Annotated in this window: 11 protein-coding genes and 1 riboswitch; of the genes, 7 read left to right on the forward strand and 4 right to left on the reverse strand. The window is 62.5% G+C overall.

What is annotated here, in order from left to right; genetic code table 11:
* Nucleotides 1–79: 79 nt before the first annotated feature.
* The gene (locus E5K02_RS14615) at nucleotides 80–919 is read right to left on the reverse strand and encodes an SDR family oxidoreductase (RefSeq protein ID WP_394346422.1); all 840 of its coding nucleotides are present in this window, start codon (nucleotides 917–919) and stop codon (nucleotides 80–82) included.
* A 240-nt stretch (nucleotides 920–1,159) separates the two neighbouring features.
* On the opposite strand from E5K02_RS14615, the gene E5K02_RS14620 reads away from it, so the two are divergent.
* Nucleotides 1,160–2,869 carry a hypothetical protein gene (locus tag E5K02_RS14620; protein ID WP_135395726.1) on the forward strand — a complete coding sequence of 570 codons (1,710 nt, stop codon included), beginning with the start codon at nucleotides 1,160–1,162 and terminating at the stop codon, nucleotides 2,867–2,869.
* Nucleotides 2,870–2,937: 68 nt separating this feature from the next.
* On the opposite strand, the gene E5K02_RS14625 is transcribed toward E5K02_RS14620, so the two are convergent.
* The 3 genes from E5K02_RS14625 to E5K02_RS14635 form a co-directional block, all read right to left on the reverse strand.
* Nucleotides 2,938–4,056 carry an alkene reductase gene (locus tag E5K02_RS14625; RefSeq protein ID WP_135395727.1) on the reverse strand — a complete coding sequence of 373 codons (1,119 nt, stop codon included), beginning with the start codon at nucleotides 4,054–4,056 and terminating at the stop codon, nucleotides 2,938–2,940.
* 109 nt (nucleotides 4,057–4,165) lie between these two features.
* Complete coding sequence (locus E5K02_RS14630; RefSeq protein WP_135395729.1) at nucleotides 4,166–4,975, reverse strand: OmpA family protein; 810 nt, start codon at nucleotides 4,973–4,975, stop codon at nucleotides 4,166–4,168.
* Between the two features lie 15 nt (nucleotides 4,976–4,990).
* The gene (locus tag E5K02_RS14635; protein ID WP_167856410.1) at nucleotides 4,991–5,905 is read right to left on the reverse strand and encodes a PA14 domain-containing protein; all 915 of its coding nucleotides are present in this window, start codon (nucleotides 5,903–5,905) and stop codon (nucleotides 4,991–4,993) included.
* A gap of 117 nt (nucleotides 5,906–6,022) precedes the next feature.
* A riboswitch (SAM riboswitch) is annotated at nucleotides 6,023–6,132 on the forward strand.
* Nucleotides 6,133–6,203: 71 nt separating this feature from the next.
* On the opposite strand from E5K02_RS14635, the gene metH reads away from it, so the two are divergent.
* The 6 genes from metH to E5K02_RS14665 all read left to right on the forward strand — a co-directional run bounded on the left by metH (nucleotide 6,204) and on the right by E5K02_RS14665 (nucleotide 14,632).
* On the forward strand, nucleotides 6,204–9,926 hold the full coding sequence (metH, locus tag E5K02_RS14640) for a methionine synthase (RefSeq protein ID WP_135395733.1): 3,723 nt from the start codon (nucleotides 6,204–6,206) through the stop codon (nucleotides 9,924–9,926).
* A 191-nt stretch (nucleotides 9,927–10,117) separates the two neighbouring features.
* Nucleotides 10,118–11,074, forward strand: a complete 957-nt coding sequence (gene metF, locus E5K02_RS14645; RefSeq protein WP_135395735.1) for a methylenetetrahydrofolate reductase [NAD(P)H] — start codon at nucleotides 10,118–10,120, stop codon at nucleotides 11,072–11,074.
* A gap of 82 nt (nucleotides 11,075–11,156) precedes the next feature.
* Nucleotides 11,157–11,633 carry a tetratricopeptide repeat protein gene (locus E5K02_RS14650; RefSeq protein WP_135395737.1) on the forward strand — a complete coding sequence of 159 codons (477 nt, stop codon included), beginning with the start codon at nucleotides 11,157–11,159 and terminating at the stop codon, nucleotides 11,631–11,633.
* Nucleotides 11,634–11,883: 250 nt separating this feature from the next.
* The gene (locus E5K02_RS14655; protein WP_135395739.1) at nucleotides 11,884–12,465 is read left to right on the forward strand and encodes an energy transducer TonB; all 582 of its coding nucleotides are present in this window, start codon (nucleotides 11,884–11,886) and stop codon (nucleotides 12,463–12,465) included.
* A gap of 54 nt (nucleotides 12,466–12,519) precedes the next feature.
* On the forward strand, nucleotides 12,520–13,056 hold the full coding sequence (locus tag E5K02_RS14660) for a hypothetical protein (protein WP_135395741.1): 537 nt from the start codon (nucleotides 12,520–12,522) through the stop codon (nucleotides 13,054–13,056).
* Between the two features lie 55 nt (nucleotides 13,057–13,111).
* Nucleotides 13,112–14,632, forward strand: a complete 1,521-nt coding sequence (locus E5K02_RS14665; protein WP_135395743.1) for an N-acetylmuramoyl-L-alanine amidase — start codon at nucleotides 13,112–13,114, stop codon at nucleotides 14,630–14,632.
* Nucleotides 14,633–14,680: the final 48 nt, after the last annotated feature.

Below are 14,680 nucleotides of genomic sequence, written 5' to 3' on the forward strand. Positions count from 1 at the left end.
CCGCACTGGAAGCGCCTTTTTTGTTTTCCTTATCAACGTCCGGCTGAGCCTTCTACTGCTGAAAGGGCACCGAGTGTAGTTACTGGTCGCTGGAAAGCTTACCGCCCGTGACGTGGACCAGGCTGCCGGTCATGAACGAGCCATCCTGGGAGGCGAGCAGCACGTAGGCCGGAGCCAGTTCCTCGGGCTGACCAGGGCGCTGCAGGGCCACTTCGTAGCCAAACTTTTCGATTTCCTCGGCCGGCATGGTGGCCGGAATGTTGGGCGTCCAGACCGGGCCGGGCACCACGCAGTTGACCCGGATATTCCGCTCGCCCAGGTGGGTGGCCAGGCTTTTGGTAAAGGCGTGAATGGCCGACTTGGAGGCGGTGTAGTCGATCAGCAACGGGTTGCCGGTGAGGCCTACGATGCTGCCCGTGTTGATGATGGAGTCGCCGGGCTGCAGGTGGGGCACGGCGGCCTGGGCCATCCAGATATAGCCCAGAATATTGGTGTCGAAGGTGCGGCGGATCTGCTCCTCGGGAATGTCTTCGAATTTCTCCTGGGCCATCTGGAAGGCGGCGTTGTTGACTAGAATGTTGAGCCCGCCCAATTCGGCCCGGGTGCGGCGCACGGCCTGCCGGCACTGCTCCGGGTCGCGCACGTCGAGCTTGAGCAGGATGCAGCGGCGCTTACGCTTTTCTATCTGACGCTTGGTTTCCTCGGCATCTACGTCGTTTTCGTTGTAGAGCACGGCTACGTCGGCGCCTTCCAGGGCAAAGGCAATGGCCACGGCCCGCCCAATGCCGGAGTCGGCGCCAGTGACGAGGGCAATCTTGCCCTCGAGCTTACCGGCGGCTTTGTAGTTGGCAAAATCGGTATCGGGCTGCTGTTTCATATCGGCCTGCTTGGCCGGATAGGGTAGCTTTTCGGCTTTCATATCCTTGGCCGTGGGCCGCTTTTCGGGCTTGGGCGCGGCTGTTTTCTTCGGGGTTGGGGCAGAAGTAGATGCTTTTTTGGCGGCCATGGGGCAGAGCGTAAGGGTTGGAGCTTGGACTTACGTAAAAAGCGGCGTATAGTCGAGCCGGCTCACGGGCGGTTGCAGGCCCCGCCGAATCCGGATACTTTTGCCTCCCTCGCAGCTTGCCCTTCGTTCGGCCGCCGCTTCACTCCCCGGCCCATGCCCTCGAAACCCACCTGGAATTTGCTTAACCGCCTGGCATTGGGCTTGGCCGTGCTGCTGCGCTGGGCCCACGAGCTGGCGATGCCCCAGCTCACGCGCGACATGCAAACCCAGACGGAAAGCGCCGTGAATCTGCTACGGGGCCAGGGCGTGAGCTTGGCGCGGGTCAACTGGCAGGATCTTTCCCAACCCATCTTTGAGCCCCTGAATCTGTGGCCGCCCGGCTACGCCTGGCTTATGGCGGGCTTGCTGCAGCTTTCGCCCAGCGTGCTGCTGGCTACCCAGCTCATGCACTGGGCCGGCCTGCTGGGCTTGCTAACGGCGTGGTGGTATCTGCTCCGGCCCTTGCGTAGCACGCTGGTACCCTGGGCACCGGCCGTATTCTTTCTGTTCTGGGGCTTGAGCAATGCTCCCTTCCACCTGCTTTTCGGCACCGATTTGCTGGCCCTGGCGTGCTACTCGGGAGGCTTGGCCCTGCTACTGCATCTGCTTACCCGCCCCGCGGCCGAGCAACGCCCGGCGGCGGCTATCCAAGCGGCGCTGCTGATGAGCGGGCTGGGCTTTGCCGCCTGCCTGTTCCGGTTTGCTTACTATCCGCTGGCCTTTTTCCTGCCGCTCGTTTTGCTGCTCGTGGCCTGGCGGGGCCGGCCGGGGCTGCTCCGGCCGGCCGGGGCGGCCCTGCTGCTGCTCACGGCCCTGGTCGGCGGGCTGCTCGTGTACCAGGCCCGCGTGGCCGGCGACGCCTACTACATCACCCAGTTTTATACCCAGCTCAGCACCGAGCCCAGCTCCCGCGCTACCGGGGGGGTGTACTGGCACCACCTGCTGCAACTCGACCCGGTCCTCTACCACAGCTTTTTCTCGAACGAGCTGGACTTCAGCCGGCTTCCCCAGGGCGAATTTATCCGGCGAATAAGCGCAGGACTTGTATCGGTGCTGGTGGGGGCGGTAGTGGTATTTGGGCTGCGCAACGAAGTGCGGGCGGCCCGGCGCGACGGGCATCGGGAGCTGACGCCCCGGCTGCTGTTTCACCTGCTTTTGCTCGGCACGGCCCTGCTCTGCGCCGGGTTGCTCGTGGCCTTGTCGTTGCGGTATCCGGCGGCGCTGGTGGGCTGGTTTGCCGGCGGCGTGTGGACCTATGTAGCTGATACCCGCTATTTTCTACCCGCCTTTTTGAGTGTGTCGGCTATGCTGCTGGTGCTGGTGCTGGCCCGGCCGCCCCGACTTTCGCCCGGGCTGCGGGCAGCGGCCCTGGCCCTGCTGGGTGCTTCCCTGCTCTTGTCACTGGTCACGCGCAACCGGCGCACGGCTCAGTTGGTCTGGCAGCAGCCCGCCTTTTCAATGGACAAGCGGCCCGGCTACCCCTCCGACGTGCGCCAGCTCGACGAACTGCTGCGCAAGGTGCGGCCCGGAGAGCCGGTGCTGTTTGCCCGTAATTACTATAACAAGCGGGTGGAAATAGCGGCGCGCCTGGCCGGTCATATCATCATTGATGCCGACTCGCTACTCGCCCACCAGCCCCTGCGCACCAGCCGGCCCGTGCTGATGCTATTCGACCTTAACCCGAATGCAGCGCCTAGCCCGGCGGTAGCGGATTTTTTGCGGCAGCACCGGGCTCTTCCCCAGCTGCGGCTGCATGCCCTGGATGCCCAGCTGCTGCAGTTGCAAATCCGGCCCGATTCCGCCGCTGTACGCCGCCGGCCCTAGCGGCGGGGCCCAAAAAAGCCCTGCCGCGGACAATGCGCAGCAGGGCTTTAGGGTTATTTACGATACGACTACTGCTCCGTGGCTACGGGCGTTTCCGTCAGCGTGGGGTAGTCGATGTAGCCGTTGTCGTCGCCAGCGTAAAAGGTGGCAGGGTCGGGCGTGTTCAGGGCGGCTCCTTGCTCGAGGCGCTCTACCAGGTCGGGGTTGGCAATAAAGGGCACCCCGAAGGCAATCAGGTCGGCCTCGTTGTTGGCCAGGGCCTTTTCGGCGGTTTCCTGGGTGTAGCCGCCGTTGAGAATGAAGGGGCCGGTAAAGGCTTTGCGCAGGTGAGCCGCTACCAACTCCTGGCCGGGCTGGGGGGCCATGGGGTGGCCGGGCAGGGCCTCAATGACGTGCAGATACGCCAGGCCCAGCTGGTTGAGCTGCTCGGCCACGTAACGGAAGGTCTTCACCCGGTCCGAGTCGTTGATGCCGCCCATAGCGCCCGTGGGCGAAAGACGAATGCCGACCCGGTCGGCACCGAAAACCTCGGCAGCGGCTTGCACGACTTCCAGGGCAAAACGGGCGCGGTTTTCCACGCTGCCGCCATACTCATCGGTGCGCTGGTTGCTGCCATCCTGAATAAACTGGTCGACGAGGTAACCGTTGGCGCCGTGAATTTCGACCCCATCAAATCCCGCTTCCTTGGCATTTGCGGCGGCTTTACGGAAGTCTTCGACTACAGCTTTCACCTCGGCCGTTTCCAGGGCGCGGGGCGTCGGAATTTCCTGCATGCCATTGATGGTATAGGCTTGCACGCCGGTAGGCTGCACTGCCGACGGTGCCACGGGCAGCTCCCCGTTGTGGAAGTCGGGGTGGGAAATGCGGCCCACGTGCCAGAGCTGGATGAAAATCCGGCCCCCGGCGGCGTGCACCGCATCGGTTACCTTGCGCCAGCCCGCTACCTGGGCTGCGGAGTAGATGCCGGGCGTAAACACATAGCCCACGCCCTGGGGCGAAATCTGGGCGCCTTCGGTGATGATGAGGCCCGCCGAGGCGCGCTGCTCGTAGTATTTCACCGTCGAGTCGGTGGGTACATTGCCGTCATTTTTGGCCCGACTGCGGGTCATGGGCGCCATTACCAGGCGGTTGGGCAGCGTGAGGGCGCCCATCTGGAAGGGCGTGAAGAGGTTGGAGGCTTGGCTCATGGGTGCAAATCGTAACGTCAGGCTATACGGGACCAGCCATAATGGCCGGTTGGTTGACGCTTCCAAACCGATGTAGCTACATAAATGTTTTTACGGCTCAACTTTCCCGTTACTGCACCACGATTTCCACGCGGCGGTTGCGGGGCCGCTGCTGCGGGTCGCGGTTATCGGCTACCGGGCGGGTGCCGCCGTAGCCCCGGGCCGTGAGCCGCACCGAGTCGATGCCCTGCTGCACTAAGTAGCGGCGCACGACCCGGGCCCGCTGCTCGGAAAGGCGCAGGTTTTTGGCTGGCTCCCCTACGTTGTCGGTATGGCCCGCAATTTCGAGCTGAAGGGCGGGCTGCTCCTGCAGGTTTCGAACCAGGGCATTCAGCATGGGCCGGGAAGAAGGCAGCAGCACGGCCGTGCTCTGGGTGAAATACAGGTTTGGCAAGGTTACGGCCGCGCCTTTGCTCAGGGCACTCAGGTCGGGCAACTCAATCACGGGCTCCGCCGCCCGAACAGGAACTGGCTTGGGCACCGCTACGACCGGCCTGGCGGGGCGGGCCGCGGCCACGGCTAGTTTGGGGACGGCGACGGATATTTTCGCCGGTTTGGCGGCCACAACCGGCGCGGGCGCGGGCAGCGGCCGGGGCAACTCCGGATACAGAAACTGCTTGGGAATTACCGTCAGCCTCGTTCGGTCTTTCGCGGCAAAGGCGGCCTCCAGCGTGGCGGGGTTGCCCAGCGCCCCTGGCCTAGCCCACGACAGCACCGCCCGCGACACGCCCTGGATGTTCTTATAGGCCAAGTCAATGCGGTAGAATTTCCCGGCCTCCAACTGGTAGACCATATCCACGGGAATAGGCGGCTTTCGGGGCCGGAAGTATTCGGGCTCGTATTTCTCCATTTCCAGCACACTTTCCCCGGCAAAGCGCACGTCGGTGGCATCGTCTCACTCGGTGTGCAGCACGTAGGTTCCCGATTCGGGTGCCACCAGGTAGCCCGTCCAGCGCACCGAAAAACCTTGCCCGGGCACGCCGGGCGCGGGCGCGGCTCCGTTCCAGGTTACGTTCACCACCGGCTCTACCCGGCTGTGCACGGCGGCCCCGCGCACCGAGCCCGCATAGTACGTAGCCTGCAGTCCGATACCGCCCGGCAGCTTGCCGGCCACCGCCACGCCCCGGGTCGGCTTCACGGGCGTGGCGGTAGTCGGGGCGGCTTTGCTGGGCGGGGCCGATACAATCCGAATGGTGCCGTCGGCCGAAGCAGCTTTTGGTGCAGGAGCTACAAACGGTTGGGCGGCGGCAGGCAAGCTCACGTACAAATTACTGGTCGGAACCGGGACCGGCTCGGCCGTAGTGCCCGGCAGCTGCCAGGCCAGCAGGGCTTTCGTATCCCGCTCCACCTGGTAATATTCCACCCGCACCGAGTAGTAGCGGCCCGCCGTAAGATTCATCGTGGCGCTGCTGCGAGTAACGGGCTGGTCAACCCAGGAATCCAGAAGTTGACGGCCCCCGACCCAGACGCGCATTCCGTCGTCGGATGTAAAGGTGAAGGTATACGTGCCGGTTTTGGGGGCCAGCACAAAGCCCGTCCAACGTACCGAAAACCAGGTACTAGGCACGTCCGGCCCGGGGGCCACGAAGTATTGGATGGGCTGCCCGGGTCCGTTTTGCCGCCGGCTCCAGTCGAAGTTCACGGCCGGGTCGACGCGGGTCAGCACTAGCTTTTCGAAGCTTTTGCCCGCGTAGTACTGCCCGCGCAGGCCGTGCTCGGTGGGCCGGGGCGGCGTTTGGGCGGGCAGCAGGGGGCCGCGCAGGAGCAGGACAATGACACTGAAAACCTGGAGTAGTAGCGGTGGGCGCATAACAACGACGGATAAGTAAGAATTATAGCCCTGATAAAGACAAGTAGGGCCCATAGGGAACGAAGCGGAAACCCGGAAAATTGGATTCCGGAATTTCCTGCGCTATCTTCGCTTTGTTACTTATCCAGAAAGACCGAGGGACTGGGCCCGACGACGTCTTGGCAACCTGAAATAAAACAAGGTGCCAACTCCCATTTCAGCGCTCCGGCCCTGGAAGAAGATAAGAACAGGACGCGCCCCTGCGCGGCTCTTTCTGGATAGGCACTTTTTCGCCGCTAGTTTCCTTAACTGAGCCGATATGCAACCGACGACGCTCCGCCGCCCCGACTCCCCGCTTTACGACATTCTCCAGCAGCGCATCCTCGTGCTCGATGGGGCCATGGGCACCATGATTCAGCGCCACCAGCTGGAGGAAGCCGATTTCCGCGGAACCCGCTTCCAAGACCACCCCAAGCCCTTGCGCGGCAACAACGATTTGCTCAGCCTGACCCGCCCCGACATCATCCGGGGCATTCACGCCGACTACTTCGCCGCCGGGGCCGACATGGTGGAAACCAACACCTTCAGCGGCACCACCATTGCCCAAGCCGACTACGGCCTGGAGCATATCGTCTACGAGCTCAACTATGAGTCGGCGCGCATCGCCAAGGAAGTGGCCGACGAGTTTACCGCGAAAAACCCCGCCAAGCCCCGCTTCGTGGCCGGCGCCATCGGGCCCACCAACCGCACGGCCTCCCTCTCCCCCGACGTGAACCGGCCCGGCTTCCGCGCCGTGACCTTCGACGAGCTGGCCACGGCCTACCTCGAGCAGGTGCGCGGCCTGGTGGAAGGCGGCTCGGATACGCTGCTCATCGAAACCATCTTCGACACGCTCAACGCCAAAGCCGCCCTGTTTGCGGTGCAGAAGTTCTTCGACGAGGGCGGCAAAATAGTACCCGTCATGATTTCGGGCACGATTACCGACGCCTCCGGCCGGACTTTGAGCGGGCAAACGGTAGAAGCTTTCTGGAACTCTATCAGCCACTTACCGCTCTTGAGCGTGGGCCTGAACTGCGCCCTGGGCGCCGACCAGCTCCAGGTGTACGTGAAAGAGCTGAGCCGCATTGCCGACGTCCACATTTCGGCCTACCCCAACGCCGGCCTGCCCAACGCCTTTGGCGGCTACGACGAGTCGGCCCAGGAATTCGCGGCCGTGGTGGAGAACTACCTCAAGGACGGCATCGTGACGGTGGCCGGCGGCTGTTGCGGCACCACGCCCCAGCACATTGCCGAGCTGGCCAAGCTGGCCGAGAAATACCAGCCCCGGCAGCTGCCCCAGGTGCCCCCGGCCACCCGCCTGGCCGGTCTAGAGCCCTTCGGCATCTACCCCGATTCGCTGTTTGTCAACGTCGGGGAGCGGTGCAACGTGACCGGCTCCCGCGCCTTTGCCCGCCTCATCCGCACCGGCGCCTACGAGCAGGCCCTGCAGGTAGCCCGCGACCAGGTGGAAGGCGGGGCCCAGGTCCTCGACGTGAATATGGACGAAGGCATGCTCGACTCGGAGCAGGCCATGACGACGTTTCTGAACCTGATTGCCTCCGAGCCCGACATTTCCCGCGTGCCAGTCATGATTGACTCCTCCAAGTGGAGCGTGCTCGAAGCCGGCCTCAAGTGCGTGCAGGGCAAGAGCATCGTCAACTCGATTTCGCTCAAGGAAGGCGAGGAAGCCTTCAAGGAGCGGGCCCGCACCGTGCGCGCCTACGGGGCGGCTATGGTGGTCATGGCCTTCGACGAAAACGGCCAGGCCGACTCTTTTGAGAAGCGCATCGAAATCTGTAAGCGCAGCTACGACATCCTAGTAGGCGAAGTCGGCTTCCCGGCCCAGGACATCATTTTCGACCCCAACATCCTGACCGTCGGCACGGGCATGGAGGAACACCGCAACTACGCGCTGGACTTTATCGAGGCCGTCCGCTGGATCAAAGCCAACCTGCCCGGCGCCCTGACCAGCGGCGGGGTCAGCAACATCAGCTTCTCCTTCCGCGGCAACGACGTGGTGCGCGAGGCCATGCACTCGGCCTTCCTCTACCACGCCATCCGGGCCGGCCTGGATATGGGCATCGTCAACCCCGGTCAGTTGGGCGTGTACGACGAAATTCCGAAGGATTTGCTGGAGCTGGTGGAAGACGTGCTGCTCAACCGCCGCCCCGACGCCACCGAACGGCTCGTCGAGTTTGCCGACACGGTCAAGCAAAAAGACAAGACCGAAGTAGTGGCCGACGCCTGGCGCATCCTGCCGGTGGCCGAGCGGCTGCAACACGCTTTGGTCAAAGGCATTACCGAGTTTATCGACCAGGACACCGAGGAAGTGCGCCAGCAAGTCGGCCGCCCGCTCGAAGTCATTGAAGGCCCGCTGATGGCCGGCATGAACGTGGTGGGTGACCTGTTCGGGGCCGGCAAGATGTTTCTGCCGCAAGTCGTGAAGTCGGCTCGGGTAATGAAAAAGGCGGTGGCCTACCTGGAGCCCTACCTGCTGGCCGACAAGCAGGGCTCGGAGCGACAGACGGCCGGCAAAATCCTGCTGGCCACGGTGAAAGGCGACGTGCACGACATCGGTAAGAACATCGTGGGCGTGGTCTTGGCCTGCAACAACTTCGACATCGTGGACCTGGGCGTGATGGTGCCTCTGGAGCGGATTCTGGACGAGGCCGTCAAGCAGCAGGTTGACGTTATCGGCCTCAGCGGCCTGATTACGCCTAGCCTGGACGAAATGGTGTACGTGGCCCAGGAAATGGAAAAGCGCGGCCTCAAAACCCCGCTGCTCATCGGCGGGGCCACCACTTCCCGCCTGCACGCGGCGGTGAAGATTGCGCCCAACTACTCCGGCCCCGTGGTGCACGTGCACGACGCCTCCCGCTCGGTGGGCGTGGCGGCCAGCCTCTTGGGCTCCAGCCACGAAACCTACGCCCGCGCCGTCCACGACGAGTATACGACCCTGCGCAACGACTACGCCGGCCGGCAGCGCGAGAAAAACTACCTGCCCATCGAGGCGGCCCGGGCCAACGGCGTCAAGTCGGACTGGGACGCGGTGCCGATTACCAAGCCCACCTTCCTGGGTACTAAAGTCCTCGACAATTACCCCCTGGCCGAGCTGGCCGAGTACATCGACTGGACGCCCTTCTTCCACACCTGGGAGCTGAAGGGCCGCTACCCGCGCATTCTGGAAGACGAAACCCTGGGCGAAGCCGCCACCAAGCTCTTCTCGGATGCCCAGGCCATGCTGCAAAAGGTTATCCGCGAAAACCTGCTCACGGCCCGGGCCGTGGTGGGCTTCTGGCCGGCCAACACCGTGGATTACGACACCATCGAAGTATATACCGACGAGCAGCGCGACACGCTGGCTACCGAGTTTTTCACCCTGCGCCAGCAGGGCGAAAAAGGCCCCGGCATCCCGAACCTGGCCTTCTCCGACTTCCTGGCGCCTAAAGAGTCGGGCCGGCAGGACTACCTCGGCGGCTTTGCCGTCACGGCCGGATTGGGCATTGAGAAGCTGATTGAGCAGTTTGAGGCCGACCACGATGATTACTCCGTCATCATGATTAAGGCCCTGGCCGACCGCCTGGCCGAGGCCTTTGCCGAGCGCCTTCACCAGCGGGTGCGGGAAGAATTCTGGGGCTATGCCTCCGATGAAAAGCTCAGCAACGACGACCTGATTCAGGAGAAATACCGCGGCGTGCGGCCCGCCCCCGGCTACCCCGGCTGCCCCGACCACACCGAGAAAATCACCCTGTTTCAGCTGCTCGACGCCGAAAACCAGACCGACATTAAGCTCACTGAAAACCTGGCCATGTACCCGGCTTCCTCGGTCAGCGGCCTTTACTACGCCCACCCCGAGTCGCGCTATTTCGGCCTGGGCAAAATCGGCCGCGACCAGGTCGAGGATATTGCCCGCCGCAAAAACATGCCGGTGCCCGAGCTGGAGCGGTGGTTGTCGCCCAACCTGAACTACGACCCCACCGCCGTGCCCGTCACGGCGCTGTAAGCACGAAACTCCCCTCCCCAGATAAGGAGGGGTGCCCGCAGGGCGGGGTGGTTGACTCGTTGAACGACGTTGTAGCACTAGTCCCAGCATCGTTCAACGCTTTGGTCAACCACCCCCAATCCCTCCTCATCTGGGGAAGGGAGCTAGATATACCATTGCAACAACTCTTCAGCTGTTGGCTGGAGCTTTATATGAAAGTAACCGAACACCTGTCCCGCGCTGCCGGCAAAACGCTGTTTTCCTTCGAGGTGCTGCCACCCAAGAAGGGCGAGAATATCCACACGCTGTTTTCCAACATCGAGCCCCTGCTGGAGTTTAAGCCGCCCTTTATCGACGTGACCTACCACCGGGAGGAATACGTGTACCGCCAGCACCCCAACGGCCTGCTGGAAAAGAAAACCGTGCGCCGCCGCCCCGGCACGGTCGGCATCTGCGCGGCCATCAAAAACCGCTTCGACGTGGACACCGTGCCCCACCTGATCTGCGGGGGCTTCTCGAAGGAGGAAACCGAAAACGCCCTGATTGACCTGCACTTTCTGGGCATCGACAACGTGCTGGCCCTGCGCGGCGACCCCATCAAGAGCGAAGGCCACTTCAAGCCCGAGCCCGACGGCCACGCCTACGCCTGCGACCTGATCGGGCAGGTTTCTAACCTCAACAAGGGCGAATACCTGGACGAGGAGCAGGACGACACCTGGGCCACCAACTTCTGCATCGGTACGGCCGGCTACCCCGAGAAGCACTTCGAGGCTCCCAACTACGGAGCCGACCTGCGCTACCTCAAGCACAAAGTAGACCGCGGCGCCGAGTACATCGTGACCCAGATGTTTTTCGACAACGAGCAGTACTTCAACTTCGAGAAGCGCTGCCGGGAAGCCGGTATCACCGTGCCCATTATTCCCGGCCTCAAGCCCCTGACGACTAAAAGCCAGCTCACCATGCTGCCCCGCTCCTTCTACCTCAATATTCCCGAGGAACTGGCCGAGGCCGTGCACTTGGCCCCCGACAACGAAGCCGCCCGGCAAATCGGCATTGAGTGGTGCATCAACCAAAGCAAGGAACTGATGGCCCACGGCGTGCCCTGCCTGCACTATTACTCTATGGGCAAGTCCGAATCCATCCGGCGGGTGGCGGCGGCATTGTTTTAACGGCTACTTTTTCGGCTCTCTGTACCATGGCCTTACGTTCTGCGTAAGGCCATGCTAGTTTTACCTGGTTTGTACTGCCCTTATGTCTACTCTCGACGACCTGTTTGCCCAACTGCGCGCGGCCACTACCCCCGCTGAAATCGAAGCCCTGCAAAACGGCATCTGGCAAATCTGGCTCATGACGGGCGACCAGCACCTGGACAAAGAAATGGAAGCCGGGCTACGGGCCCTGGCGGCCGGCGACTATACTGCCGCCATCAAAAGCTTCACCTTTATGGTTGAGGAGCGGCCCAACTTGGCCGAGGGCTGGAACAAACGGGCCACGGCCTACTACCTGCGCGGCGAGTACCGGGCCTCGTTGCTCGACATCACCCAAACCCTGCAGCGGGAACCCCGACACTTCGGCGCCTTGTCGGGCTGGGCCACCATCCTGCAGGTACTGGGCGACTACCGCGGGGCCTTGCGGATCCTGCGGCGCCTGGAAACCATCTGCCCCCATTTGCCGGGTTTGCAAGCTCGGCTGCACGACCTGCGCGACCAGCTCGACGAAAATATATAGCACATTTTATTCTTGCGCACTCTATATTAATCTTTAACTTTACTGAGCACCTGCCTTTTACAGAAATGTTAAAAGACAGGCAACTTTTGCTCTTTTTCGTTGATTCACACCTTTTAGCCGTCTTTCTACTGAAGTTTTAACTTTACTAGACCTTTGTTATCAATAGGACTATTCAAGCACACAGTATAAACCAATCCCCCCCTGGTTTTACGTGTGCCGGTCCGGTTGAAACAGTTTTCCCACCCGTTCTATGAAAAAAACTGTACTCGTAGTACTGTTGGCTTGTGCGTTGCCGACAGTTTGCTGGTCCCAGCGCCTCCGCAAAACTGAGTTTGAAAGCGGCATGATTGAAAAGGGCAACAAAATTGGCGTGTGGGAATACTACGCCTACACCCGCGACGGCCGGCAGGTGACGGTGCAGAAGTACGACCACACCGCCAAGAAGCTGGTTTTTTACCGTCCTGTAGAAGACATTATGTACGACGTGCAGCTCAAGCCCGGCGAATGGAGCCGCAGCCGCGTCGACCAGCCGCCCTTGTTTATCGGGGGCGACCCGGCCCTGGCTACTTACACCACTAAGCTGATATATCCCCCCGCGGCGCAGGACCGCAAGATTCAGGGTAAAGTTCTGGTTTCCTTTGCCATCGACACCTTGGGGCAGGCTACCGGCCATAAAGTGGTAATGGGCGTCGGCGGAGGCTGCGACGAGGAGGCTATGCGCGTGTGCCGCACCATTCCCAACCAATGGATTCCGGCCCGCAAAGATGGGCGGGCCGTGCCGGTGGTGTACGAACTACCCTTCACGTTCCGGCTACAGGCAGTGGCCCAGTAAGGGCTGAGCTTGGCGTGAGCTAATCTTCGGCGCGCGGCTTACGTAGAGAGCAGCATGAAACGACTCAGCCTCTCTTCTTTTGCCGTTGTGGCCCTGGTAGGCACTATTTCGCTGTCGGGCTGCGACACGACGCCGCGCGAGCGGCAGGAAATCGTGCGGGATGAAGCCCGCAAGCTGGACACCCTAGCCGACCGGGCCGCCGATAAGCTGCGCAACGCGGGCCGGCGGGCGGCCCGCTTCGACTCCGTGTCGCGGGCCCGCAACCGGGAACCCCTCGATGCGGCGTCCACCGCTACCTTCGCCCAGCAGCTGCTCGGTACCTACGCCGATGTTGAGAACCTGACGCCCGCCACCATCGAGCCAGCGTATGTGCAGCTGCTGCGCCAAACCCGCGCCCAGCGCAAGCAATGGAGCCAGCGCGACTGGGACTACGCTACCAGCATTTATAAGCGCCTGAACGAGCGGCTGAAAGCCATTCGCCTGGACGTGAAAGGCCGGGATGAAATTCATATCCGGGCCCTGCAGGCCGAGTTTACAACCCACGAATCTAGCCGCGACCTGAAGGACCTCGGTCAGGCAGTTAAGGAGTAAATCTGCATTTGTACCCCAAAAGCCCCGTATTCGCGGGGCTTTTTTGCGTTGTATTATGGCTTACGTTCCCTCTTTCAGCACCCGGCTGCTCGTGCTGCTGCTTACGTTGCTGCCCGGCTTGCTGCGCGCCCAGGCCCTGATTGAAACCGTTGAAACCGTTCCGGCCGTGAACCAGTGGCTGCAACCCGGCGACCGGCTCCAGGTGCGCCTGAAGGGGCGGCCGGGGCAGCGCGTCACCTTCCTCAAGGGCCTGCCCATGACCGAGTTGGCCCCGACCCTGACCAAAGGCCAACGCGGAATTTACCAGGGCACCTACGTGGTACAGCCAAGTGATACGCTGAACAACCGGCCGATTCTGTTTCAGGTACTGCGCAACGACACGGTGGCCCTGGCCTCCGCCTTCAGCCGCAGCCGGGTGCGGTTTCTAAGTCCGAATACGCCCCAGCTGGCTCTTACCAAGGGACAGTTGGCCTATTTGAACTACGGCCTGGGCGAAGACCGGCTCGGTGGGGCCAAGCTGGGCTACCTCGATTCGGCCGTGGTGCTCCACCTGACCGGCATGGTGGGCAACCAGTACCGGGTGCGGCTGGCCGAAAATCAGCAGGCCTGGGTGCCCCAGGAAGTGGTGCGCCTGCTGCCGCCCGGGGGCTTTGTACCCACGTCCCTGACCGGTTCCTGGAGCGTCTCCGGCGACTCCCTCTACGACTACGTGCAGGTGCCGCTGGATGCCCGCCTGCCCTACCGCTCCCAGCTGCTTACCAACCCCACGCGCCTGGTAGTCGACGTGTTCGGGGCCACGTCCAATACCAACTGGATAACCCAGCGCACCGGTATCCGGGAATTGGGCGACGTGCACTACGAGCAGGTGCAGCCCGACGTGTTCCGGCTGGTCCTGCCCCTGCGCCACGCCCAGGCCTGGGGCTACAGCATCGGCTACCGGGGCAACAACTTGGTAATTCGGGTGAAGCGTCCCCCGGCCCGGCTCCGGCTGCAGAGCCTCACCATCGGCCTCGACGCCGGCCACGGCGGTACCAACGTGGGAGCCACCTCGGCCAGCGGCAGCCAGGAGAAAGTGTTGACCCTGGCCATCGCCCAGAAGCTGCGCCAGGTACTGGAAAAGGAAGGTGCCCGGGTGCTGATGACCCGGGAGACGGATCTGTCGGTGGAGAATGGCTCCCGGGTGCTGCTCATGCGCCAGCTCAACCCCGACCTGCTGCTCAGCATCCACGTCAACTCCTCGGGCAGTGCTGCCGTGCAGGGTACCAGTACGTACTACCGCTACGTGGCCTACCGCCCGCTGGCCCTGGCTATTTACAACGAGCTGCTCAAAACCGGCCTCAAGGGCTTTGGTAATGTGGGCAGCTTCAACTTCAACCTGAGCGGACCTACCGAATACCCCAATGCTCTGATTGAAACGGCTTTCGTCTCGAATCCGGAGGATGAGAAGCGCCTCAACGACCCGGCTTTTCAGCAGCAGCTGGCCGAGCGCATCAAGGACGGGGTAGAAGAATTCCTGAAAGCCAACCGGGCCAAGGGGCTGCGGGGCTGGCTGCAGCAGGAGCCCGCTCCAAACTGACCCGCACAACCTATAGCTGTTTAGCAAAAAACATTAGCCGGTAAGCCA

Origin of the sequence: Hymenobacter metallicola, from assembly GCF_004745645.1 — a bacterium.
Taxonomy (GTDB): Bacteria; Bacteroidota; Bacteroidia; order Cytophagales; family Hymenobacteraceae; genus Hymenobacter; species Hymenobacter metallicola.